This window comes from Cupriavidus sp. GW822-FHT03E04 (genome assembly GCF_058801495.1).
Map to the genome: position 1 here is coordinate 58,136 of NZ_JBXANI010000036.1, position 22,326 is coordinate 80,461.

General features: G+C 61.1%; 24 protein-coding genes and 1 pseudogene. 3 read left to right on the forward strand and 22 right to left on the reverse strand.

The features are described from left to right. Window positions 1–8: 8 nt before the first annotated feature. From AC1RQC_RS35800 to AC1RQC_RS35855, 12 genes are read right to left on the reverse strand one after another with little or no spacing between them, the layout of a single operon-like run. A complete protein-coding gene (locus tag AC1RQC_RS35800) occupies window positions 9–539 on the reverse strand; it encodes a S26 family signal peptidase (protein ID WP_492886230.1) in 531 nt (176 codons plus the stop codon). Next, on the reverse strand, window positions 536–982 hold the full coding sequence (locus tag AC1RQC_RS35805) for a hypothetical protein (RefSeq protein ID WP_492886232.1): 447 nt from the start codon (window positions 980–982) through the stop codon (window positions 536–538). The genes AC1RQC_RS35800 and AC1RQC_RS35805 overlap by 4 nt, the downstream gene beginning before the upstream one ends. Next, window positions 979–3,672, reverse strand: coding sequence for a type IV secretion system protein TraC (gene traC, locus AC1RQC_RS35810; protein ID WP_492886234.1), 2,694 nt, complete (start codon window positions 3,670–3,672; stop codon window positions 979–981). Before traC ends, AC1RQC_RS35805 begins: the two co-directional genes overlap by 4 nt. 7 nt (window positions 3,673–3,679) lie before the next feature. Continuing rightward, on the reverse strand, window positions 3,680–4,240 hold the full coding sequence (locus AC1RQC_RS35815) for a TraV family lipoprotein (RefSeq protein ID WP_492886236.1): 561 nt from the start codon (window positions 4,238–4,240) through the stop codon (window positions 3,680–3,682). A 10-nt stretch (window positions 4,241–4,250) separates the two neighbouring features. Continuing rightward, window positions 4,251–5,018: a DsbC family protein gene (locus AC1RQC_RS35820; RefSeq protein WP_492886238.1), complete on the reverse strand. Its 768-nt coding sequence runs from the start codon at window positions 5,016–5,018 to the stop codon at window positions 4,251–4,253. Between the two features lie 8 nt (window positions 5,019–5,026). Further along, window positions 5,027–6,394: a TraB/TrbI/VirB10 family type IV secretion system protein gene (locus AC1RQC_RS35825; protein WP_492886240.1), complete on the reverse strand. Its 1,368-nt coding sequence runs from the start codon at window positions 6,392–6,394 to the stop codon at window positions 5,027–5,029. Next, window positions 6,387–7,115, reverse strand: coding sequence for a TraK domain-containing protein (locus AC1RQC_RS35830; protein ID WP_492886242.1), 729 nt, complete (start codon window positions 7,113–7,115; stop codon window positions 6,387–6,389). The genes AC1RQC_RS35825 and AC1RQC_RS35830 overlap by 8 nt, the downstream gene beginning before the upstream one ends. Continuing rightward, window positions 7,090–7,731, reverse strand: coding sequence for a TraE/TraK family type IV conjugative transfer system protein (locus AC1RQC_RS35835; RefSeq protein WP_492886244.1), 642 nt, complete (start codon window positions 7,729–7,731; stop codon window positions 7,090–7,092). Before AC1RQC_RS35835 ends, AC1RQC_RS35830 begins: the two co-directional genes overlap by 26 nt. Before the next feature lie 3 nt (window positions 7,732–7,734). Continuing rightward, window positions 7,735–8,031, reverse strand: a complete 297-nt coding sequence (gene traL, locus AC1RQC_RS35840; protein ID WP_441641086.1) for a type IV conjugative transfer system protein TraL — start codon at window positions 8,029–8,031, stop codon at window positions 7,735–7,737. Between the two features lie 52 nt (window positions 8,032–8,083). Continuing rightward, entirely contained in the window at window positions 8,084–8,443 is a 360-nt protein-coding gene (locus AC1RQC_RS35845; protein WP_492886246.1) for a hypothetical protein, read from the reverse strand. 18 nt (window positions 8,444–8,461) lie between these two features. Beyond that, window positions 8,462–8,758 carry a hypothetical protein gene (locus AC1RQC_RS35850; protein WP_492886248.1) on the reverse strand — a complete coding sequence of 99 codons (297 nt, stop codon included), beginning with the start codon at window positions 8,756–8,758 and terminating at the stop codon, window positions 8,462–8,464. Further along, complete coding sequence (locus AC1RQC_RS35855; protein ID WP_492886250.1) at window positions 8,736–9,386, reverse strand: lytic transglycosylase domain-containing protein; 651 nt, start codon at window positions 9,384–9,386, stop codon at window positions 8,736–8,738. The genes AC1RQC_RS35850 and AC1RQC_RS35855 overlap by 23 nt, the downstream gene beginning before the upstream one ends. Window positions 9,387–9,716: 330 nt before the next feature. Here AC1RQC_RS35855 and AC1RQC_RS35860 point away from each other — a divergent pair, with 330 nt between their 5' ends. Beyond that, entirely contained in the window at window positions 9,717–10,331 is a 615-nt protein-coding gene (locus AC1RQC_RS35860) for a hypothetical protein (RefSeq protein WP_492886252.1), read from the forward strand. 676 nt (window positions 10,332–11,007) lie between these two features. Here AC1RQC_RS35860 and AC1RQC_RS35865 read toward each other — a convergent pair. The 3 genes from AC1RQC_RS35865 to AC1RQC_RS35875 form a co-directional block, all read right to left on the reverse strand. After that, complete coding sequence (locus AC1RQC_RS35865) at window positions 11,008–11,295, reverse strand: hypothetical protein (protein WP_492886254.1); 288 nt, start codon at window positions 11,293–11,295, stop codon at window positions 11,008–11,010. 174 nt (window positions 11,296–11,469) lie between these two features. Then, the gene (locus AC1RQC_RS35870; protein ID WP_492886256.1) at window positions 11,470–12,402 is read right to left on the reverse strand and encodes a carbohydrate kinase family protein; all 933 of its coding nucleotides are present in this window, start codon (window positions 12,400–12,402) and stop codon (window positions 11,470–11,472) included. Between the two features lies 1 nt (window position 12,403). Beyond that, complete coding sequence (locus AC1RQC_RS35875) at window positions 12,404–13,318, reverse strand: ROK family protein (protein WP_492886258.1); 915 nt, start codon at window positions 13,316–13,318, stop codon at window positions 12,404–12,406. Here AC1RQC_RS35875 and AC1RQC_RS35880 point away from each other — a divergent pair. Then, entirely contained in the window at window positions 13,317–14,192 is an 876-nt protein-coding gene (locus tag AC1RQC_RS35880) for a LysR substrate-binding domain-containing protein (protein ID WP_492886260.1), read from the forward strand. The genes AC1RQC_RS35875 and AC1RQC_RS35880 overlap by 2 nt on opposite strands. A gap of 25 nt (window positions 14,193–14,217) precedes the next feature. Here the strand turns inward: AC1RQC_RS35880 and AC1RQC_RS35885 are convergent, their stop codons facing one another. From AC1RQC_RS35885 to AC1RQC_RS35900, 4 genes are read right to left on the reverse strand one after another with little or no spacing between them, the layout of a single operon-like run. Then, the gene (locus AC1RQC_RS35885) at window positions 14,218–15,117 is read right to left on the reverse strand and encodes a DMT family transporter (RefSeq protein WP_492886262.1); all 900 of its coding nucleotides are present in this window, start codon (window positions 15,115–15,117) and stop codon (window positions 14,218–14,220) included. A 7-nt stretch (window positions 15,118–15,124) separates the two neighbouring features. Next, window positions 15,125–15,883 carry an SDR family NAD(P)-dependent oxidoreductase gene (locus AC1RQC_RS35890; RefSeq protein WP_492886264.1) on the reverse strand — a complete coding sequence of 253 codons (759 nt, stop codon included), beginning with the start codon at window positions 15,881–15,883 and terminating at the stop codon, window positions 15,125–15,127. Continuing rightward, window positions 15,880–16,311 carry a GlcG/HbpS family heme-binding protein gene (locus tag AC1RQC_RS35895; protein ID WP_492886266.1) on the reverse strand — a complete coding sequence of 144 codons (432 nt, stop codon included), beginning with the start codon at window positions 16,309–16,311 and terminating at the stop codon, window positions 15,880–15,882. Before AC1RQC_RS35895 ends, AC1RQC_RS35890 begins: the two co-directional genes overlap by 4 nt. Beyond that, window positions 16,298–17,473 (reverse strand): sedoheptulose 7-phosphate cyclase, encoded by a 1,176-nt coding sequence (locus tag AC1RQC_RS35900; protein WP_492886268.1) that lies wholly within the window; start codon window positions 17,471–17,473, stop codon window positions 16,298–16,300. Before AC1RQC_RS35900 ends, AC1RQC_RS35895 begins: the two co-directional genes overlap by 14 nt. Before the next feature lie 300 nt (window positions 17,474–17,773). On the opposite strand from AC1RQC_RS35900, the gene AC1RQC_RS35905 reads away from it, so the two are divergent. Beyond that, window positions 17,774–17,860 (forward strand): hypothetical protein, encoded by an 87-nt coding sequence (locus AC1RQC_RS35905; protein ID WP_492886275.1) that lies wholly within the window; start codon window positions 17,774–17,776, stop codon window positions 17,858–17,860. 69 nt (window positions 17,861–17,929) lie between these two features. On the opposite strand, the pseudogene AC1RQC_RS35910 reads toward AC1RQC_RS35905, so the two are convergent. The 3 genes and pseudogenes from AC1RQC_RS35910 to AC1RQC_RS35920 form a co-directional block, all read right to left on the reverse strand. Further along, window positions 17,930–18,671: pseudogene (locus AC1RQC_RS35910) on the reverse strand (IS5 family transposase). 394 nt (window positions 18,672–19,065) lie between these two features. Then, window positions 19,066–21,804: an AAA family ATPase gene (locus AC1RQC_RS35915; RefSeq protein WP_492886269.1), complete on the reverse strand. Its 2,739-nt coding sequence runs from the start codon at window positions 21,802–21,804 to the stop codon at window positions 19,066–19,068. Then, window positions 21,785–22,326 (reverse strand): hypothetical protein (locus tag AC1RQC_RS35920; protein ID WP_492886271.1); only part of this gene is annotated, 542 nt, incomplete at its 5' end. The genes AC1RQC_RS35915 and AC1RQC_RS35920, both read right to left, overlap by 20 nt.

The window sequence follows — 22,326 nt, forward strand, 5'->3', positions numbered from 1 at the left end:
TCCTCCCCTCAGAAGAGCTTGCGCGCAGTGCCGACGACCTGCCCGTAGTTGACCCAGCCGGTAAGTGCATAGCGCGAATCGAGCGAGTCCGGGTGTGGTGTCCAGACGAAGAAGCGCCCAGGCGGAATGCGCCCGGTCGGCCCCATCTCCAGCACCTCGCCCCGCGCTGTGCTGAACTTGGCCGTGCCGACGTAGACGCCGTTGATGAAGTAATCGCGCCCCTGCGTGGTCACCATGTCGCCCGGCATGCCCCTGACGATCTTGATGAAACGCACACCGGCGGGGTACGGTCCACCGCCCGGCCACGCGAACTCCACCAGACTGCCACGCGCAATCTGCCTATCGGCTTTGGTCACCAGGAACACGTTGCAATCCGCTATGCTGTTGGACAAGTTCACATGTAGCGCCCACCGGCTACCGATCTGTCCGCCTGTGATCAGGATCAACGCCCAGGCCCACCACCAGCGCCCGAAGTGTTTCGCCATCATCGGCGCCAGGGCATGGCCGCACCTGGCAATCTTTGCGGTAGGGATATTCATGGTGCCCCCTCCTTGGTCTGCATCCGCTCCTCGAGCTTGATACGGGCGTTGGCCACGGCCTGCACCGACATGCCCAGCCGGGCCATTAGCGCGGGCGTCATGTCTTCGACCTCGGCATAGGCGCCGATAACGGCGGCACGGGTCAGCAGAATGCAGCCGCACTCGGCCTGCAGCGCCCTGAGCGCCGCGCTCATTTGCGTGCCCACGTCGCTCGTCTCCGCAAGCGCGGCTTCCCGGTCCCGGTCAGTCATATTCGGACGGGTGATGCGCTCCGCGAAGCTCGCCCGTTTTGCATCCAGGACGGCCTGCAGGTCGACGGTCGCCATACGAGGCTGATGCTGACGGGCCCACCAGGTGGCCCCGGCGACCATCAAGGCCGACAAGCTGGCGGACACCAGGATCGCGGCCACTAGCAGCCGGCTGGCCGTGCGGCGCCGGGTCATTGCATCTCCTCCAGGTACTCGTCCTCTTCGTCGAATGTCGGCGGTACGTAGAGCGCCTGGCCAGCGGCCTCGCGTGCGGCCAGCACAGCCTCGATCGCCTCGTCGGTGGACAGGCCCTGCGCACGCAAGTCGCGTACCGCCTGGAAGTCCGCCGGCTGGGTGGAGAACGTGACAAGGGAATACGGATCCAGATACAGTCGGCCCACGGCCGGCGGCAGGTCTCCGGCCTTGATGAAGATCTCCGCATACTTGCCGTGTACCGTCTTGACGCTCTTGAGTAGCCCCTTGGTGTACTCGTCGAGCTCCAGCTTGTCCGACTTGACCAGCTGATTGATCGACTCGGCCTTCTGACTGAGCAGGAACATCCAGTCGGCGTTCTCAAAGGCCGCGCGCGAAGTCTCGGACTTGTAGTAGTCCGCGATCGACTGCGTGGCGGTGAAAAAGCCCCCACCGTACTTGCGTGCGCGCCGGTAGCCCTTTTCGATGAAATCTCCGGAGTTGCCGCTGCTCATCAGGTCCCAGGCTTCGTCGATCACCGCAAGCTTGGGCTGGTCGCGCCGGGCGAGATACATGCCCTGCGTGATGCGATACATCAGCATCATCATGACCACGGCTTGCAGGTCTGGCCGGGAGGCCAGCTCCTCGAGCTCCAGCACGATGAAGTTCGCGTCAAAGCGCACATTGGCCGGGCCGTGGAAGAACCGGCCATAGGGCCCGTCTTCGGTGAAGGGATAGAGCTGCACCCCCATGTCACGAATCCGCGGGTCGCACAGTGCCGGGTCGGGCGTGCCGCCGTAGCCCGTGGTCTCAGTCGATCCGCCATTGGCGCAGTTCTTCCTGAGGTATTCGGCAAGTTGCGTGACGGTGGCCAGCTTGCCCTGGTCAAGCCACAGCTGATCGATCGCGATGCGCAGTTGCCGATCTTCGTAGTCGGTGAGCGGGCGTGACGGAGAGATCATCTGGCCGACGGCGAGCTTGAGCATCTGCAGGTCTTCCTGCTGTTCTTCCTCGTTCTCCGTGTTGACCATCCAGAACGGATTCAGGCTGAGACCCGAGTCGTTCGTGAAACGGATGTACTGCCCGCCCAATGTGCCAGCTAGCTTCTCGTAGGAGCCGCCGACATCGATCACCCAGGCTCGGCCGCCCACGGCCAGCGTGCGCTGCAGTAGCTCGTTCAGGAAGTTCGACTTGCCCGAACCGGACTTGCCCACCACGATGCCGTTATAGTTGCCTGACGGGTTGGCGAAGATGTCGATGCCCATCATCTGGCCCCGCCGCCCAAAAAGGGTGAGCACCGCCTGCTGAATACCGTTGAGTTCGCGTGGATCAGTGCCAGTCCACTCCGCCAGCACTGGCATCATGTTGGCCGCGTTCTCCATGGTCTTCGTGGTGCAGCGCCCGGTCTTGCGCAGGTCGCCCTGCAGCAGCGGCCCGTACATCATCGGCAACGCTGAGAGCAGCGCCTGCTTCTGCATCTTGCTGTCGACCACCAGTTCGCAGTTGATCGTGCGCCAGATCGAGCGCGCGGACTGCTCGGCGTTGGCGAGTTCCTCGGGTGGTGCGAACAGCAGCAGCTGGTGGTAGACCTTCAGGGTGCCGCTGCCGCGATCGAACGCCGCCTGGGCTAGCTTCCAGTCGGCATTGACGTCGTGCAGCCGTGGCAGCCACTTGGCGAGCGGCGAATCGGCCTTCTGCTGGGCGCGAGCGGCCAGCAGCTGGGTCTTCTGCTTCTCACTCTCCACGTTCGGGATGCTGCACCCGAAGGTGACAAGGAACGGGCAAGGATAGGAAACCGCATCCGAGGTTGCGCTACCTAGCAGGGCTCCCATGTGCGCCAGCGTCAGGCGCTTGCGGTAGTTGCGTACTGACATGGCACGCATGCCGACCGGCGGCACGCCACCGCCGGTGTACAGGATGTCGTCCGAGCTTTCCGCGGCAGCCGTGTCAGCCGCGATGATCTGGTCGCGCAATGCGCGGCCCGGATCGTAGGACAGCCACGCGTGATCGCCGGCCAGCGTGCGCTGCGGGTTGAGCAGCAGCGCGCACCAGTTGATCAGGTCCTCCGGGTCCCAGGTGTGGCCGTAGAGGTAGTACTGAGCGAGCGTATTGATGACGCTCTGACGCGCCGTGACCGCATTGCGCCTGGCCATCTCGTCCTTCAGGCTTTTGGCGGGAATGACCACACTCAGGTTGGCGCGGAAGTCGCGCATGCGGAAGTTGGTATTGGGAAACAGCTCTGTGCGCGCGCCCTTGCGATAGAAGGCATTGCGCCGCTCGCACATCTTGCGCAGCAACGGAATCTGCCCCTGCGGCGCTTGCGGCGAGCCAACGGTGCACGCCAGCGCCGCGTCGAGCTGGTGATCCAACACCGGTGAGCCGAATAGTTGCACCTGGATGCCGGTGTTCTCGGGCAGCCCCACTTTGAACAGGTTGACCAGGTTGGCGGCCATCTCGCGATCGGCGCCAAGCTGCGGGGAAAGCTCGAGCGTGAAACCAAAGCCTTCGATGGCGCTGGGATCCGCCGAGGGCGCGGCGATCACGAAGAGCTCATTGTGGCGGTCGTAGCCGGTGTAGGGCAGTAACTGGGAGAATCGGTCGAAGGGCAGTGGATTGCCTCGGCGCGGCGTCACCAGGTCGTCGTCGAGCTCGCGGTAGTTGGCTTCGGTCTTGGGAAACAGATTACGGAGCATGGCAGCCTCATTCCCCAGCCATGGAGACAGGGGACTGCGGCATCGGACTACCCTGCCCCATCGGTGGCATGAATGGCGTGGCGCCAGTGGCCGGGGACAGGGCCTCCGCCGGCTCTGACGTATTCGGCGCCTGTAGCGGATAAACCGCGCGAAAGCGATTACGCAGCAGGTTCTCCCGATTCTTCTCGATCAGCCATTGCCCTCTGGACACCAGCACGTAGAAGTACTTCTGATCGAACAGCGTGCCGCTATCGTCCTCATATGGCGCCACCCATACGCGCAGCGTGCGTTCGGGACTACGCGCCGGCGGCCCAGAGTACGGAGCCGCCATGGCAGCGGGAGACGCCATGCGCAGGTCTTCGCCCTGCAACGTCGGCATGCCCGTCTTCGTGCCCGCGCCCGGTACGTTGCCGGCCTGCAGATTGGCATAGACGCCCGACACCGACAGGCACGACGACCCCTCCGGGGCGGCACAGGCAAAGTGGCTCTCGGCATTGAGCCCGGACATGTCGGCGCAGCCCGCCGCGAGCATCGCGGCTGCGCACAGGGCCGGCAGGATGCGGCGCATGGTGGCCCCCTTAACGTGCGGCGGTGGGCTGGCCACCTGACAGGAAGGCGTTGATACGCTCAAGCGAGGCCGCACCGACCAGCTTGCGTCCGTCGGCCGCGAACATCGTGGGCGTGCCTTCCACACCCAGCTTGGCCGCCAGCGCCAGATTGCGCTCGATGGGCGTAGCGCAGCTACCGGGCGCCGGCAGGACCTTGGTGGCCATCCATGTATCCCAGGCTGCCGAGCGATCCTTGGCACACCAGATGGCGGCCGACCTCTTCTTCGCATCGGGATGCAGGCCTTCGAGCGGATACAGGAAGGTGTAGATGGTGACGTCATCCAGACCCTTGAGGGAGACTTCGAGCTGATGACAGAACGGGCAGTCCGGGTCCGAGAACACGTAGAGCGCACGCGAGCCCTTGCCGCGCACGGTCTTGATCGCGTCCGCGACCGGGAGCGCGCCGATGTTGATCTTCTGCAGGGACTGCTCGCGCTGGACGGTCAGATCAACCTGGCTACTCATGTCGTACAGATGGCCGAACAGCGCATAGCGCCCGCTGGCTTCGAAGTACGCGACGTTCTTGCCCATCGATACCTCGTAGAGACCCGGGATCTCGGCCGCCCGGATCTGGCTGAACTCCGTCTTGGGGTACCGCTCCTTTAGCGCCTGCAGCACCGCCAGGGCCTTCGGGTCATTCTGTGCGGAAGCAGGAACGGCGCTCACTGTAACGACAGTGGCCAATGCCGCAGCAGCAGCGTAACGGCGCATGGTGTACCGGATGTTGGCGAGTGGCATTGAATTCCTCATTGACGTTCGATGGTGAAGCCCTTGGTCACGACGATGTCTATCACCCGCTCGGCGTTGATCTCGACCACGGGAAAGGTGTTCTCGGCGAGCTTGATGTAGTAGCGCGCCAGCATGTCCATCGCCTTGGATGCGCCGCCGGCGGCACCAGCGCGCAGCAGTCGGTTGCTGTCGATGGTGCTGGTCACGCCGCCCAGCGGGGTGGTTGTGGTAGTGGTGGCGGCGCTATGCAGTGTCTGGCTGAAGCCGGCCCCGAGGCCTGCCCACATGGCGTTGGCAAGCATGGCGCCGGTCTTGGCGACGATCTTGCCGCGAATACCCGCCTTGCCGTCCTCGCCGGCGGCGTAGCCGGTCAGCTTGACGTCAATCGCACCGCCCGACGCGTCGATGCAAGACAGGCGGTCGGTGCGGATGTAGGCGCGCTCGGACGAGATGTCGCCATAGCCATTGCCGGTGATGACACACCCCTCCAGGTCCCCCGTGAAGCCGTTCGGCAGATTGGCTGCGTCGATCACGGAGAACAGCGCAGGATGCGGGTTGGTCTGCCCCTGTCCACTGGTGGGGGCATCCATGCCTTGCACCAGCATCACGCGCATATTGGTGCCCGGCGGGATGTAGGTCTTGACACCGCGACCGCCCGCCCGGTTGGGCAGCAACGGGTCCTCCGGTTCGAAGCGCTCGCCACTACGCGGCGAGCGGTGCCCTCGCCTGCTCCCGCTTGCGTTGGCCTCCAGTTGGGAATAGCTGCCGTCATCGGTGTTACCCCCGCTCGCTGCGCCCTGCCTTCCTGCGCCGCCATCCGGCGTTACGCGGATCCGGTCGATCCTGGCTTCATAGCTTGGTACGGCTTGCGCGCCGGACGCGCCAGCCATCCCCTGCCCACCCAATGCTGGCGACGGGGGCATGGCACCGGCCTGGGTGAAGGGGCTCGCTTCGCCGGTCATGCGCACCGGCGGCGGCGCGACCAATCCCTGCGCGGCTGCGGCGGACGCGGCTGCAAGCGTCTTGGCTTGCTTGGCCTGTTCCGCCTGGCCATCGGAAACATTCTTCCTGAGTTCCGCGAGATCACGGCGCATCGCCTCGATCTCGCCCGTGGACAGGCTGCGCCAGGCATCCTTGTCCAAGTCACCCACCGAGGTGCCAATGTCGCGCGTCTTGGGCGCAGGCACCAGGGTAGGCTTGGCGCCAGTCTTGCTTGGTGGCCCAATGAACACCACTGTCGTGACCGCGATGGCCCCAAATACAATCGCGATCACGCCCAGGCGCTGCCATTGCGCACCGCGGTTGCGGCGGGTCGATACCGCCATCGACCTGGCGGCGGCCTTGCGCGGCTTGAGTCGCTGCAGCCATGCAGTCCAGTTAGTCACGGCTCGCTCCTCCGATCACGTAGAGGTGGGTCTCCTCACCGGGAGCGAGCTCTGCGCGGTCCAGGCCGACCGCCATCACGCCCGGGCGATAGAATTGCGTCTCAGCCAGGAACAACCGGTCCGTGCCGGTGTTGCGCAGGCGATAGACTGCGCCCTGGATTGTGCGGCTGGCATAGGTGCGCAAGAGCGTCACCCGCGTGCCCGGCAGGAAGGGAATATCCGCATCCTGGGACTGCAATTGATAACCGCGCAGCGAAGCGTTGTTAGCCATGGTGACCATCAGTTGGCTGATTTGTGCGTCGTAGGACGGTGCCTTCGACACCACCGTCACCGACTGCAACGCGTCCGCCGCGCGCCCCTGGCCCCCGCGCGCGGCGCCTTCGCGCAAGACGACAGTCTCGACGCCGATATCGGCGGGCCGCATCACGATGGGGTACTTCTTGCCGGTGGTCGCCGAGATCACGAAGCCCTCGATCGGGCGAATCACATTGGGCGTGAGCAGGATGTCGCCGGCCTCGCTGTCAGTCTGCGTGGCCAGGTCGCCCCTGGGCACGTCGAGGCCGCGCAGCTGGCCGCCCTCCATCACGAGGCGCGTGAGCGCCGTCTTGGAGATACGGATCGCCACGGTCTCGTTCTCGACCAGGTCCACGCTTTGCGCGGCCTGCACGCAATTCGCGCAGAACAGCAGGGCCAGGCTAAGGTGCAGTTTGCGCGGTCTCATCAGCGTCTTCCTTCGTATCCTTGTGAGGGGCGCGTTCCACGTCGAGGCGCGCCACATCGTTACCGACCACCTCGCGCAGGCTATCCAGGTAAAGCTTGCCGCCCGACATGCCGAACTGGACCCAATAGCGCCTGGGCAGGTCCGACGTACGCTTGTCGCCGATGTAGGTGGCAAGGCTGCCGGCGAAGACCATGCTGTTGCCATCCTTGCCAGGCGTGGCTCCGCTGGGCGTGAACGTCTGCGAGGCGTTGAGGTCGCGCAGCTTGGCGCAGTCGGCATCCAGCACGCGCTGCTGCACGCCATAGGACCCCGCACCCACGTAGCGCAGGAACAGCGTCCTTTGGCTCGCGCAGGTCAGCGGCGTGCGGTTCCAGCGAAGCTGCAGCAGATAGCCACCCATCTGCTCCAGGTAGGCCGGATCCAGGCTCTCGTCGTCCACCCAAAAGCTCTTGTGGATCTGCGGCGGCACCAGCGTCTCGCGGTTGCGATCCTTGTGCAGCAACACCTTGGCCGCCAGCAACACATTGCTGACCACCATCAGCACCAGGAGCCATTGGATCGCCTTGCGTATCCCATAGCGCGCCTGGATTTCCTCGCCCATGCGATCGATGTCCATCCCTTACCCCAAGAAACAGCGCATCGCGGACGGCGGCGTACGCTGCAGGCCGATATTCACAGGCAGATACCAGTACGAGAGATGCACGCTGTATTTCTTGTGCTTGTTCGACTTCATCTTCTGCAAGGTGACGCCGGCCGCAATGCCCAGCACGCCCCCAACCAGGAAAGAGTCAGCAAAGGCGAACCCGAGATAAAACAACAGTCCGGTGATCATGGCCACGTCCATCTCCCAGAACAGGAACTGGTGTGGATCGTCCAGGGTCTGCGGGACCTCTTCGTCTATCGGCTGCTCGCTCATTCCGACTCCGTGCTTCTGTCTTCGGTCTTCGTTCGTCAGTCCGCCGCCGTCCTCAGATCGTCGCGGTAAAGATGCCGTCGATAATGGTCGGCAGGTTCCAGATCACGATGCCGATCAGGATGGCGCCAGCGAACCACAGGGGGCTGCCCTTGGACCAGCTCATGAGCACGCCGCCCAGGCCGATCATGATTGCGGCGATCTTGCCGGGGTAACCGGTAATGAGGCCAACGAAGTACTCGTAGGCAGCCTTGTACTCGGCACCCGTGGTACCCGCCTTGACGGCGAGCGCTGTCATCGCCAGCAACAGCAACAACGTGGCGAAGATCGCCACCCGGTGGCGCACGACGGCGTCACAGGTACGCGCGACCAGCCGGTCTGCAAAGTGCGCGTGGGATTGCACGGTCAATTGCATAGAAGAACCTCTCATCTATCACCTGCCACCATTGGCAAGCGGTTCCATTGGGAACACGGTCGCGGTCTGCCGCTTGTAATCGAGCGACAGAAGCACATCGGTTTGCACCGCATCGGCCATGCAGGCGAGTAGTTGCTCCTGCAGCGCAGTAGACGCCATCACCATCTGAATCGCAGCCGACACCATGCAACGCTCGATATGCGAGTCGCCACCGAAGTGCGTCCGGCGAAAGGTGCGCAACTGAGCGCGGATACTTGCGCGCAGCAGCACGGCCTCATAGCCGGGTTGATGGTCACGAGGGGCTGGCTTCGTCATGGACCTGGTCCTCATCAGGAGAATGGGTTGGTTCAATTGGCTGCGCCGGAGCCAGCGCCACGCGCACCGCCTCAATACCAGCACCCGTGGGCTGCGGCGCACTGCGGGTCGGGCGTCTCTTGAGCGATTCGCGGGCCACCATGTCGCTATCCGCCAGGCCATCGAGCTTCGGCGAGCCGGTCTTGGGCCAGTTTCGATAGACCTTCCAGGTGTAGTCGGCGCGAGCAGCGCGGCATTGCGCCGCGGACAGCGTGCGGCAGCTGGCGTTGTAAGCCCCCACGCCATTCCAGTCGGAACCCGTCTCACGCAGGTGGTGAGCGAGGATCCAGGCACCAACCATGACGTTCTGGCACGGCGCGTATAGCGCCTGCTCGCTGATGCCAAGTGCAGCCAGCTTGGGCAGCCAGAAGGAATTGATCTGCATGAGACCGATGTCGTAGGATCCCGTGCGCGCCTTGTGGCTGAGATTGATGGCCTCGGGGCGCAAGCTGCTTTCGGTTTTTGCGATGGCAACCAGCAGTTCGGGATTGAGCCCGTAGCGTGCAGCCGCGGACTCGAAGCACGTGGCCTGCGCGGCGGTGGCAGTGAGCATCAGCGCGGTGGCGACAAGCAGGTGATTCGTTCGCATAGGAAAAAGCCTCCGGGCTTGCCCGGAGGACAAGGAGCTACGATCAAGTTCCGTCAATCGCCGGGCCCCTCGGGGGGAGGAGCTGAGTACCATGCGATGGACAGGGGGAATGCTAGATCGGAGGCCTTGTGCGATTCCAGCGAAAACCTGCGGCACGTGGCGCAGGTTTATCTTTGACTTTTTTTGATATCTGCGATAAGCGATGCGGTCAATGCTCTCGCTTCTTCACCGAATCGCGGGATGTGAGAGCCGACTCGATCTGGGTAGCGGTATAGTTCGGGGATCGGCCCGACGGCTGAGTTCGGCCAATAGCCGCCGTCAGAGTATCCTTTGGCCGAAGCAAAGCCAGCTCTGAAGCTTGAAGAAATTGGCGTCCCGCAGCAGACGGGCGCCTACCAGCGATACGTCATGGACAGATTACGCCCCCTGAAGGACAAGATTAGCCGCGCAGAAGTCAAGGAGCCTCGTCTGCCGTGGCGAAAGGCCGGCGTATTTTCAGTTGGCGGCCTTGAATCAGTAGGCTTCGATAGAGAGTCCGAGCATCTTCTCGTTGTGTCAAGCCAGGGGCGAGGAGTATTTGACTGCCGCGTGGGAAAGCGTGTCGCCCGCGACGATGCGAACCAGATCGGAGACTACCTTCACCTCGAGGCGGACGGAATTGGGCCGCTTGACGGCGAGGTGATCCGAATGGCAGGCCTATACGGTGGAGGTCTACCGCTGGTAACCGAGGACCGCTGGACTATTGAGATGGTCACGTTAGACTGGCCCGCAACGAGTGTCCTCCTGTTTGAGCCGGACTCGTGGCTATTTGGCTCTTTGTACGGGAAGCCGGACAACTTCCAAAAGATCGCTGTGGAATCGGAAGTTCGTGCATGTGGATTCTCGCCGTCAGGAAGATCGCTTGTAATCGCAACCTCCTCCGATCTAACCGTTTTCGCGCGGTAAGTAGCCCGTTGCCGAAGATTGTCGACCATTGTACTGCCGCGGCCTTTCCTCTCGCTGCTGAAAGCCAAAACCCAGAAGACATAGCACCCGCTAAACAACCGTTGAGGGAGGGTGGCGGACGGCTGCTTCGAAGAAAGACGTACAGCCGCTTTGGGTCGATTGGAGCCAACTGACCTGGACCGCGACCTAGCATAAAGAGATACCAAAAATGGGTTCGAATGCGTAATGGTAAGGGCCTTACCCAAAGGGCTGCTCCACTTCCTTCCTGCCGGAAGTGGAGCAGAGGGGTAAAGGACTTAAGGGGAATGGAAGGGCCTAACGGTAGGGCGAACTTCAAAGGGTATATCAGTCTCAAAGCACTTGCTTTGAGGTAGACACCCGCGAGCGATGCCAATTGCCGCCGGGGACATTGAATCATCCATCTGAAATTCGATCCGGTCCGAAGATGATGTCAACGACCGTGGCCGACCGTCTCAGCCGTTGGGAAATGCCAAGCCGAGTGTCTACATCGGCCGAGCAGTCGCTCGCTACGGCATTTACTGACAACAATTGGTCGGCCTTCTTACGTTGTGCAGAGTGTATTGGCGGAAACTCGATCTGACAGGCAGTCGGAACATTAGAGAAGAAGCGATCAATGGGAAATGAGTTTCTCTCTGGCGATTGTATCAAGCACACATCAACCCTTCGGCCGTAGGGAAATCGAGAACTCGCTCAGCGGTCGAAAGCGCCACTCCCGCTCCTCCGGACCGTGCTCGTCCAGCGCGCTCATCCATGTGCGCTCGTCGGCCGATGGATCCGGCGCGCCGATGATCAGGTCGTCGTAGTGCATGCGCTCCAGGCAGCGCTCCCACGCCGCATGCTGCGCCGTGAACGGCAGATACAAAACCTCGCTGCGGGGCCGGTTCAGCCGTTCGCCGTTGTGCATCACGACAAAGTCGGGACTCAACTCCTCGTCGTCAGACAAGGCACACTGTGCGGACTTCCTGATTTGCTGAAGGGCCAGCCAGTCTAGCTGAGGGTGCCGACAGAAATCCAGCGGTTACTTATAACTGCTGGAAATATCGATTCCGTTCTATATAACGTCAATGGTCCTCATAGCGGATTGCCCGTATCTTGGCATGACCCCAACTACGCTCCGTCATTCCATCTTGGAGGATGTAAGGGGGCCGGCCAAGTTCGCTGCCGGCACGCCGAGCACCGCTGCGGCTCGCTGCTCCGCAAAACCCAATGCGTCGAGCGGATGGCGGCCCATCGCCCAGTGAAACGCAAAGGTGGATGCAAAGGCGTCGCCCGCGCCAAGTGTCGATATGACCGTTGTGGTCGCGGCCGCTAGAAAATGGCTCTCCTGACCGTCGCAGTACAGCGCTCCCAGCGCCCCCAGAGTGATGAGAACGCTCTGACCCAGCTGCTCGACTACGCGGCCTGCCAGTGTGCGGGCTTGGGAAGGTGTGAGAGTGTCTTGTGGAGCATCGTCGGCTACTCGTATCAGCAATTGAGCCTCGATTGCATTCAAGCAGACTAGGTCCGCCATAGCGAGCATCGCCGTCAGGCTTCCGCTAGCTTGCGAAAGCTGGCTAGCACCAGGATTGACCACTAGTCTGCGCGGGCTTTCAGCCAACGATGACAGAGCCGCAACCAAGTCGATAGTAGCCTGTTCCGACAGCGCCGACACGTAGATCAGTTCGGCACCCGCCAGCTCGGGTGACGCGCTGGACATGGACAGCTGTGTACTTGCGCCACGTTCTGCATAGACAAGAGCCTCGCCGTCACCCCTCACATGGATGACGGCCTTGCCTGTTGGTAGTCCCGGAACGACACGCAAGCCGCTCACGTCAATGCCCCGGTGCACCAGCGTCTCCCTTAATAGCCAGCCTTCCATGTCATCTCCGACGGCGCAGGCCACGCACACCTCGGCCCCGTTCTCCAGAAGGCTTAAGCCAGCATTTACAGCACCGCCGCCCGCATACAGGCCGATGTGTTCCACATCCTGCTTGGCCCCCGCGCTACGCATAGCACGTTGCCCCAGTACAATGACGTCGACGGTTGCACCGCCGATAGTTACTACGCGCATGTCAAATTCCTATCATGGCTGCCCCGATCACGCCCGCGGAGTTACCCAGGATATTGCGACGGATGGGAGTTTCGAACGCATCATTAAAGACTAACCGAGACAGTCGCTCGACTCCAACGGAGTAGATCTCGTCGATGCTGGCCAAGCCGCCTCCAATCACGATTACTTCGGGATCAAGTATGGCGACTACGTTGGCGAGCGCCGATGCAAACTCGCCAAGGAACATGTCCAGTAGGCTCAACGCATTGGATTCACCCAGGTGAGCTCGCTCGACGATGTCGGAGGCTACAAGTGCCGTGCCGGTCTGGCGCCGGTAGCGCGCTTCAAGTGCGCTGCCGCTCAGATAACGTTCCACACATCCCCTTCGGCCGCAGTAGCAGGGCGGACCATCTGGATCGATGACCATGTGGCCCCATTCGCCGGCGATACCGTGCTTGCCACTCAGCACACGGCCGTTCATCACAACGCCGGCGCCGACGCCCGTACCCAAGACCAATCCTAATACGCTATCATAGCCGACAGCAGCACCATGACTTGCCTCTGCCATCGCAAAGCAGTTTGCGTCGTTTTCCAGCGCGAGCGCATGCCCGAACCGCCCCTCCAAGTCGGCGCGTAAGGGATTACCATTCAATTGCGTGGCATTGCAGTTCTTGAGTAGGCCTGTCCTGCCTGATATCGAGCCGGGTGTGCAGACCCCCAGAGTATGGGGGGCGTAGTTTGCTGCCTCCTGCAGCAACAAGTATAGATGTGCGAGCCGCTTTAGTACTGACTCATAGCCTTCGGACGCACGGGTTTCCATGCGTAATCGCGCTAGTTCCTCATAGTTGGCATCAAGAACGATACCCTCCATTTTTGTTCCGCCGAGATCGATACCAATATGTATACTCGGCGTCGATCTCTCTTTGGCGTCGGACATGAGAATAATTCCCTCCATCAATTTAATATTAGCTTTCGACGCCGTCGCTCGGCTGCGCAGCTTCAACAAAGCAGCAGAAGAACTTAACGTCTCCTACAGTTCGATGAGTCACCGGATTCGCGAGCTCGAGCGCACATTGGGCAGCACCCTCTTCAACCGGACCACCCGTTCCGTGACGCTGAGTGCAGAAGGCGAATACCTTCGCCAACAATTGAAGGATTCGCTCGATGTGCTGGAGTCCGCCTTCGCTAGCTTTACGCTGAGGCGCGACGTGATTCGCGTCAGCGCCTTGCCTTCGTTTGCCCGCTTCCAACTGGTACCCGCACTAACGGAATTCCAACGCACACATCCGACGATCCCCATCGAGATCTCACCGACGACGCGTAATGTGGACATCGACAAAGGCGAAGCCGACATTGCGATCCGATTCGCCAAGAGCAAGCCCGAGGCCTACTATTGCGAACCACTCATCGACGATGAATGGTTCCCTGTCGCGGCGCCGCAATACCTGGAACAACTGGGATGCCATCGCAGCCCCGATGTTTTTCGAAAAGCTGCCTTCCTGTCGCACAGTCGCCAGCCCTGGGACTCGTGGTTGCAAAAGGCAAATATCCGGATCTCTGCGGCGCAACGGAGTTTCACCTATGCCGACACCGGCCTCATGCTGGAAGCAGTCATAAACCTCCAAGGGATCGCACTCGGTCGGCAGTCGCTAGTTAAGGGATTGCTAGAGAAAGGCATCCTTGTGCGGATTTCTGATGCCTCCATTCGCTCCGAGCAGTCGTATTTTTTGCTAGCCTCAGAGCGAACAATGATCTCGCGTCATGGCAGCACGGTGGTTGAGTGGATAAGGTCGCTCGTGCGCATCAACTAAAGACGGCACGTTGCAACCGGTGGTCTCAATGAAGCACTGTCAAAACAATTCCCATCAGCACACCGGAAATAGCGAGAAACTTCTGCCGAACAAAGCGCTCGGTAAAAAATATGGCGCTTAAGGCAAAGACCATAACCAGATTGGTCCGGCGTAGAACTGAGATGACAGAGATGAGCGCCCCTTCGCTTTGCACCGCTGTCAGATAGATGAACTCGGCAAGCACGTAAGAGAACGCAATCGCAGGCACCGCCCAGTTCCTGGAAAACAGACTACGCCATTCCAAACTTCGGAATACCCACGGTAGCAAGAGCAGTGCAATAGCACCGCGCTGCAACGCAGAGTTAGCCTGTACGGCCGCAAGGTCCAAATGGAGAGTGGCGACAATATGCTTATCGTAGAGTGCATTCGCCGACGACAACAATGTCGCAGCAAGCATGCACAGTACCCACAGATTCCGTCTGAAGCTGATACCCTCCTTCCTGCCGATTAGCGAGAACAGATAGTAGGCGCTCATGGAAACCGCCAGTCCCAACCATTGCCACCAGTTAAGCCGCTCAGAAAGAAAGATGATGGCGCCGAGCGCCGTCCAAAGTGGTCCGGATGCTCGAACTCCCGCCGATATGGACAGCGGCAACGCCTTGACCGAATAGTAAGACAGGATCCATGTCACCACCATCATTATGGATTTAGGTAATAAAATCCACTGTTGTGCAGTGCTCAGATGAGCAGGGTAAAGCCCAAAGTAACCAAAGGCCTCGGCCTGCGCGTTCCCAATGAAGAAGAACGGCGCCCAGATCAGAGCGCCAAGCACGGAGGACCAGAACACCACCTCCATGACGCTCTTTTCATTTAGCGCCAGCTTGGTTAGGAAATCGTAAGTTCCCAACACAAGACCGGCGAACACTCCCAATGCGATCCAGGTCATGAACGATTCAGCATGCGAGAAAGCCGCCGTCCACATTGATGACGGCGCCATTGATGAACGCGGCGGCGGGACTGCTGAGCCATAGCACCGCCTCAGCAACGTCCTCGGGCTCGCCGATCCGTCTCATCGGAATTCGCTCGGCCCAAGCCTGAATCCCGCCGGAGACCCCACTCGACCGCAGCAGCATCTCCGTCGATATAGGTCCCGGTGCGATTGCGTTGACCCGTACGCCTCTGGACGCGGCCTCGACAGCAGCTGCTTTCGTCAATGCAAGTGCCGCGTGCTTAGAAGCGGTGTACGCGCTCGTACCCTCCAGAATGGTCCGGTACGCATGTACGGACAGATTGTTGACGATTGCGCCCGTTCGTCGCACATACATTGAGCGCAGCAGGTGTTTCATGCAAAGCATGAGACCAGTGCAATTGGTGCGCATTACCGCGTCGAACGTTTCCAGGTCTTGCTCCACGATGGGTGCCGCCGTACCTACGCCAGCATTCAGGAATGCAATATCGACTGGGCCGGCTTCCGCTTCCGTTTGCTGGATCATGCGCTGCACGTCGTCTTCTCGGGTAACATCACAGACGAAGCCAAGGCCGATCCCGCCGGCATTTCGGATTGAACGGGCGGTCTCCTCGCATAGTGCGATATTGCGGCCGACCACTGCGACGCGGGCACCACGACGGGCAAACGCAAGTGCGGTTGCCCGCCCAATGCCCGAGCCACCTCCCGTGACGATTACCACGCGATCTTTGAAGTCTTGACTCATGCGAACTCCCGCCCCAGCCCCATACAGGCGACGGCCGTACGCGCCAGTTCGCCGTCCTGCGTCGAGGCTGCCCCACTGACGCCCAAGCCGCCCACGAGCGCCCCTCGTAGGTAGAGTGGCATGCCACCGTCTAGCGGTAATGCACCGTTCAGCGCAAGGTAAGCAGTCTTGCCCTCTTCCAGGCCACGTTGCATCGCAGCAGTATCGCGCCGGAAATACGCTGCAGTTCTGGCCTTTGCCTGCGCAGCATCGATGGATCCAAGGAATGCATCATCATGGCGCGCGAACGCGAGCAGGTGACCACCTGCGTCCACGACAGCGACTGAGATAGCCAGATCGCTGGCCTGTGCCGCATCGCTGGCACTGCGCAGCAATTGCTGAGCATCTGCCGCAGTCAGCATCGGGCGGACATTGTCATGCGTTGACATCAGCCATCTCCCGGGCTACCGCCGTCAGCTCCTCCGCGCGGACGTCGTTGACAAAGCAGCACTGACCAATGCCAGACGGCAACGGCAGCCGTTGCTCGCCATCGCGGTGTCGCACGGTATCGGTCAGCGCCTCCATCAGAAGAGCAGGATCTTCGAAGAAGCGATGTCGCAGCGGGAGTTGCATCGCATGCATCACCCCGATGACGCGCCGAACATCGCTATCGTGCAGCATGCCTCTGCCACGCGCTATCCTGCAGGAGAGCAGCACATCCAATGCCACTGCCTCACCATGCAGCAGTTCCGGCAGAGCTTTCATCTCTAGCAATGGACCGAACGAATGGCCAAAATCAACGGGGCGTTCCAGTGTTCGCTCCCATAGATTCGGCGCGAGTTCCTCCAGCATGCCATGAACCGCGAGCTCAATCACTTTGGGCGCGACTGCGGCGTCCTGGAAACGCGTAGCCAGCATCATGGTCGAATGCTCTTCGAGCAAATTGAACAGCCGGGCGTCCTTGATGACCGCCAGCTTGAGTAACTCGCCCATGCCGTTGGACAGATCGCGCGGCGCCACCGTATTGAGGAAGCTGCGGTCCAGTAGTGCTTGGGCTGGTGCGTGATATGAACCCAACCGATTGCGGCGCTCCAAGACGTTGACTGCAGTCTTGATGCCGACGGCGGCGTCCCACATCGCCATGGCATTCGTTGGCACCTTGACGTACGGAATGCCGCGTCTGTACAGACCCGCGGCAAATCCCACAAGGTCCAGCAGCACGCCTCCCCCGATAGCGATCACCGGGTCGGATCGCCGCAGTACGCATGCCGACTCAAGATGTCGGACAATCCGCATAGCGGTGTCTATGTCTTTGACCTCCTCCGATACCGACAGAGACAGAATATGGGCAACAACCTTGTGATGGTCATAGTAACGTCTGATTTGATCTCCATAGATCGCGTCAACGCGTTCATCGATCACGATGATCTGTCGCTGATGCAGTAGGTTGGTGCCATTGCGCGCCAACAAAGCCTTGCATTCTGGCCGAAAGATCCCGTCCACCTGCCGGACCTCATATGTCACCTCCTGAATCGCATTGACGCTCCACGCCGTGGCCGCCAACCGATCTAGCCTCCCAAGACTCCCTGGCAGCACTACCCGATCATTCATAGCTCCTCCATGTCATATTTTTGTCACATTCATGCTTGGCCGACAGCATATACAGATAGTGCAAACAGATTCATGAGGCTTCTACGAGCTTTCTACGGTTAGGACCAAGAATCGTTCAACGGGTAGGCTGCGACGCTCGCTTCAGCGATCGGCCCGCTCGGTGGCGATACCTACTTCACCGCCATCCCCGACCATCCCCATGTCGCGCAAGTCCGGCGTGATGCCGACGAGCGCACGCCACTCTTTGCCGAGACCTGGCACTCGGGCTGACGTTTCCTTGCACAGCCACCGGCGGCTACGGTGCTCTACAGCGATGTTATTCCGCAAGCGGGCGGCGACACCCTGTTCTCCGATCAGTACGCCGCATGGGAGACGCTTGCCGGATGATCTCAAGTCACCGCTGGCCAGCAGGCAGGGCGTCCATTCTGCGCGGCGCGGCTACTCGCGCGAAGGCGCTTAGGGTGATGGCCGGACGAAGCGAATGCGAAGCCGACGAAAGTTGTAAAGCAACGCATAAGTGCGTTCGACAACCCGCCGGATTTGCCCAAGCCACTGCCGTGTGCTGTCCAGCGCTTGGCGAGCACCGGTTTGATGCCGCGCTCGTGAAGCCGCTGACGATGCGGCTCGGAGTCGTAGCCACGGTCTGCGTAGATGACTTTTGGCTTTTGAAGCGGGCGACCGCGCACGCCGCGAATTGGCGGGATCTCGTCGACGAGCGGCAGCAATTGGGTGACGTCGTTGCGGTTCGCCCCGGTCAGGCTTGCACTGATGGAGACGCCATTTGCATCGACGAGGATGTGATGTTTGGAACCTGGTCGCGAGCGATCCGTGGGGTTCGGACCAGTTTTTCGCCCGTCCCAACGGCTCGCACCGACGACGAATCGACAACTGCTCGGGAGAAATCGAGCTCGCCGACCTCGCGCAACTTCGCCAGCAGTAGCTCGTACAATCGCTTCCAAACGCCGGCCTTCTGCCAATCGCGCAAGCGCCTTCAGCAGGTCGGTCCCGACCCGAATCCCCACTTGGTCGACAGGTCGCACCAGCGTATGCCGGTCTTGAACACGAATAGGATGCCGTTCAGTGTAGCCCGGTTCGAAACCGGGAGCCGCCCTGGATATTTCTTGCGTCGCGGTTTCGGTGGCGGCAGCAAAGGTTCGATCAGTGCCCACAGTTTGCCATCAATGATCGGCGCGTTCATCCCCTCGGTTCCAGTTGTTCAGATGGCCAAGGCTAACAGCCTGCCGAAAAGGTTAACAGCCCCCGGGGCCTCTTTTTGAAACGGTCTCTCGGATTCGGCCTGGCCTTTGACACAGGCCGGGCTGAATTCAGAGCAGACAATCGGTCACCAAAGAGTCGGAGTGACCGCTCTTGGCCGATCGTGTTGAAAACTCCGATCCGACCAGTCCTCACGGCACGACCGCCGAAACACGGACGGCGCCAACATGGCCGACGCCAAGCCGCGGCCGATGCAAAGCACGTAGCAGCAATATGTGTAAGCGACTCGCGCCGCATGTGCTCTGCCGAACAGGAGCCTCCAATGCGCAAGCGAAGGTGCCAGCGTCGGCATGCCAGCGCGCAGGCGCCCCCCCTTGTCATTGCGGAGTTACGCGACCCTGCGTGGGGGCGGCAGCCGTAGCTAGGACAGCGGCTGTCACGGCCGCTTGGGCGGCACCCGCCATGGCCGCCGACATCGCGCGGAGCTGGAGCTGGTTCAGCGCTTCAAGGTTCTCCACGATGGTCCGGACAAGGTTAGGATCATAGTCATCCCGATTGGCCTCCTCGTGGATGCCTTTGTTCAAATACAGCCACACGTTAGACGGTGCAGGTACGCCAAGAACGGCAGCAAGTCCTTGCAAAACCGCAGGCTTGTCCTGATGCACAAATGTGCGCGCGTCGTCGAGCCTCTTCCTCAATGCTTCGCAGAGGTTCCGCAGCGCCGGCTCTGCACCGCGACCAGCCAACGGCACGGTTAGCTGCCCGAGCTCGTGTTTTCCAAGCCACTTCCACACTCTATCCGTGAGCATTTCAAGGGCCTGTCTGGCCGCGCCGAGGGCATTGCGCCAATCGCCAATGTCCAGGGCCGCGCGCGCTTGGGCTAGGTAGTTGAAGGTGTGCTCGTTACCCCTCACACGCGGCCGGTGATCGCCGAGATGGGGCATGAAGTAGTAGGCCGTCCACTGCCCGGCATCGACGTGGTTCTGCAAGTCCTTGATGAACTCGCTGCTATGGCACGTTACGATGATCTGAGTTGTCTCGAAGCGGTCGCTCTGAAAGATCGCCTCGCGGATGCCCTCGCGATGCTCCGTGTCGATCGCGTTGATCGCGTCGTCAAATATTATGGTCGGGGCCTGCACCTCCAGCGCCTTAGCGAGAAGAATGGCGACGCCCAGGCAACGAACATGCCCCTCGCTGAGTACGTGGAGGGCGTCCACGCTTGTCTGGGGCGCCGCGCGGAAGGCGAGCTCGATCCGGCCGTCCTCGCCGGTGGGAAGGCGAAGAGCCGCGAGCTTGTCCCCGTCGTGGTCGCGTCGGTTGAATTCGTTGTAGATCTCCAGCGCAGTGGTGTTGAGGCCGGCGATGAGCGTGCCCGGCAACTCCGACCGAAATTGCCGCAGCAGCCGGAGGAAATCGTCGTAAGCCACTTTGATGCGATGATCGTGGTCTATCAGTAGGGCCTCCAGTCGAACATCCTCAATGAGTTGAGCGTTCGCCTGGTCGAAGTTTGCGATAGTCTGTCGAGCCATGGCGACTTGCTTGGTCAACTCAGCGCGCCGTGCGACGAAGCTGGCAACGGCTTGGGCCGCCTGCATAAGCCTAGTGCGCTCTTGAGCCATTTGCGTACGGCCTGCCAAAACTACATTGGTCTGCGTGTCGATCCTTTCACAATCAATCGCCATGTCAACGATTTTCTGCGCCATTGACTTGGCCCCCTGAGGCCGCTCATAGCTCGCACTCCACCACGCTTTGCCATGGTCCACGCCTGGCGCAGACAGATGGCGCAGTCGCTCGTCCTGGCTGCTCGCGTCAGCGCCGACGCGCTGAGCAAAGTTCGACAAGAGCGACTCCAAGCTACGGGATGCGACCTCCCATGCGCGCCGGACGCCGGCCATTTCGGCCTGCAATTCGGCTAGGTCTTTAAGCTGGGCCAGTCCCTCGCGAGCATGTGCGTACGGGTCGCGGGTGGCGCGATAGTCTCCCGTGAGAGGTGTCCCGCAGGCGGGGCAATTGTCGGGCATTTTGGCTTGCAGCCCGAGTACGGCGTTGTAGAGGCTTTGGAACGAGGTCTCGCCAGTCTTGGCGGCGAGCCTCGTGGCTACATCGTCAAGCCGATTCTGCTCGTTGTCCGCTGCTTGGTATGCCGCAAGTAGCTCGGCGCTGCTGACGCCATACAGCCCCGGCGCTGGGCCGTCCAGTTGCGCGTTGAGGTCCTGGAGGCGGCCTGGCGCCTGGTCGCTGCCGATGAGGGCAAGAAGCTGAGCATACGACAGATCGGTCGTGAACGCTTCGGCGTAAGCGGCCTCATCGAGCGCGATTGCTTGGACTGCCTGCATCTCGCCATCCACGGTTTCTTGGTCGCGTTGAAGCGCCGCTCGTCGCGTCGCAAGTTCTTGCTTCCGAGTCGCAATTAGGCTGAGCTGCCCGTCCATCGACTCGTTAAAGTTGGCGACAAACTCATGGAACTGCTCCATGCCGAACAGCGATGCGATCAAGTCCTTCTTTTCGCCGGCAGTCTTTGCCGCGATGCGCGAGAAGTTATCGATGCGATTCTTCTCGATGAAGCAGAATCGGTAGGCCTCGGAATTTGGCGCTACTGGCAACGTCTGGCCCTGCGCGTCGCGCGCAGCCAGCACCGGAGCCTCGAACCGCTTCTCATGGAAGTTAACGAAGTAGCGTTGCGGTGGAATGCGCTTAGCCGAAGCGTCGTCTACTGATCCCAGCAAAGCCAACTCTAGGGCCTCGCAGAGGCTTGTCTTGCCGCTGCCGTTAGGGCCGTAAAACATGGTGATCCGCTGCGGAAACTGGAAGGTTTCGGGCACCCGAAATCCGCGGAAGGGCCCCACAGTCAAGCTGTGCAACGCATTCCACACCCACGTGCCCGCCTGATTCGCGCGCGCGACCGCCGGGAGCTCGAAGCTTGCGGCGGGCAAAGACTCTCTCGCGATCGCGGCCAGCACTACAGACCTTCGGCTCTGAAAGCGCGAGTTTGCGGCTACTTTGTCGAAGTTGTCCTCCACCAAGTTGGCTAGGCGCCGAGCGTCTTCGGATGCGCCGCGCTCTGGTCTGTGTAGCCAGGCAAGGAACTGCTGATAGTCATGCCGAGCTGAACTCATCTTGTTCTCCCGTATGCGTCAAGTCAAACACATCACTCTCTGTCACTTTCTGACGCATTCTCTGCGTTTTCACGATGGGTGCAGTGGTGCGCACGCGCACCATCCTGGCCGGGTTCCACCTGCCATGCTCTACAACGCTGCGTTCGCGCGGGACTCTCTGCGGCGGCTCATTACGGAGGAAATCCCTCCGCAACGTCGCACGCTCAATTCCAGCCTTGGCCTGACAGTCTTCGCGGCTGGGCGAACGGCAGTTCTCGGCCGTTCCCGACCATTCTGATTCCGTAGCGAGATCAAGGATCTCCCATAATAGATCGATCTCGCGGCAAGATCGTAAGCGCGGGCACGCCATGCAACAGGCCGCCGTTGGCAATTGTTCAAAGTCACTCGCACCGGTTACTTGAAATCTGAGCCCCGGTTCGCTGAACTGCCTCGGCGGCTCGTTGAGCCTCAGCGGGATCGTTCCGGGCCATAGCACGCTCAGACCAAGCCAGGTTTGCCGTGTACTGCTGCCGCAGGGAAGGG

Excerpts from the sequence above, each read along its gene's own strand:
- AC1RQC_RS35800 (WP_492886230.1), bottom strand. The coding sequence starts at position 539 with ATGAATATCCCTACCGCAAAGATTGCCAGGTGCGGCCATGCCCTGGCG.
- AC1RQC_RS35805 (WP_492886232.1), bottom strand. The coding sequence starts at position 982 with ATGACCCGGCGCCGCACGGCCAGCCGGCTGCTAGTGGCCGCGATCCTG.
- traC (WP_492886234.1), bottom strand. The coding sequence starts at position 3,672 with ATGCTCCGTAATCTGTTTCCCAAGACCGAAGCCAACTACCGCGAGCTC.
- AC1RQC_RS35815 (WP_492886236.1), bottom strand. The coding sequence starts at position 4,240 with ATGCGCCGCATCCTGCCGGCCCTGTGCGCAGCCGCGATGCTCGCGGCG.
- AC1RQC_RS35820 (WP_492886238.1), bottom strand. The coding sequence starts at position 5,018 with ATGCCACTCGCCAACATCCGGTACACCATGCGCCGTTACGCTGCTGCT.
- AC1RQC_RS35830 (WP_492886242.1), bottom strand. The coding sequence starts at position 7,115 with ATGAGACCGCGCAAACTGCACCTTAGCCTGGCCCTGCTGTTCTGCGCG.
- AC1RQC_RS35835 (WP_492886244.1), bottom strand. The coding sequence starts at position 7,731 with ATGGACATCGATCGCATGGGCGAGGAAATCCAGGCGCGCTATGGGATA.
- traL (WP_441641086.1), bottom strand. The coding sequence starts at position 8,031 with ATGAGCGAGCAGCCGATAGACGAAGAGGTCCCGCAGACCCTGGACGAT.
- AC1RQC_RS35845 (WP_492886246.1), bottom strand. The coding sequence starts at position 8,443 with ATGCAATTGACCGTGCAATCCCACGCGCACTTTGCAGACCGGCTGGTC.
- AC1RQC_RS35850 (WP_492886248.1), bottom strand. The coding sequence starts at position 8,758 with ATGACGAAGCCAGCCCCTCGTGACCATCAACCCGGCTATGAGGCCGTG.
- AC1RQC_RS35855 (WP_492886250.1), bottom strand. The coding sequence starts at position 9,386 with ATGCGAACGAATCACCTGCTTGTCGCCACCGCGCTGATGCTCACTGCC.
- AC1RQC_RS35870 (WP_492886256.1), bottom strand. The coding sequence starts at position 12,402 with ATGCGCGTAGTAACTATCGGCGGTGCAACCGTCGACGTCATTGTACTG.
- AC1RQC_RS35880 (WP_492886260.1), top strand. The coding sequence starts at position 13,317 with ATGAGAATAATTCCCTCCATCAATTTAATATTAGCTTTCGACGCCGTC.
- AC1RQC_RS35875 (WP_492886258.1), bottom strand. The coding sequence starts at position 13,318 with ATGTCCGACGCCAAAGAGAGATCGACGCCGAGTATACATATTGGTATC.
- AC1RQC_RS35885 (WP_492886262.1), bottom strand. The coding sequence starts at position 15,117 with ATGACCTGGATCGCATTGGGAGTGTTCGCCGGTCTTGTGTTGGGAACT.
- AC1RQC_RS35890 (WP_492886264.1), bottom strand. The coding sequence starts at position 15,883 with ATGAGTCAAGACTTCAAAGATCGCGTGGTAATCGTCACGGGAGGTGGC.
- AC1RQC_RS35895 (WP_492886266.1), bottom strand. The coding sequence starts at position 16,311 with ATGTCAACGCATGACAATGTCCGCCCGATGCTGACTGCGGCAGATGCT.
- AC1RQC_RS35900 (WP_492886268.1), bottom strand. The coding sequence starts at position 17,473 with ATGAATGATCGGGTAGTGCTGCCAGGGAGTCTTGGGAGGCTAGATCGG.
- AC1RQC_RS35915 (WP_492886269.1), bottom strand. The coding sequence starts at position 21,804 with ATGAGTTCAGCTCGGCATGACTATCAGCAGTTCCTTGCCTGGCTACAC.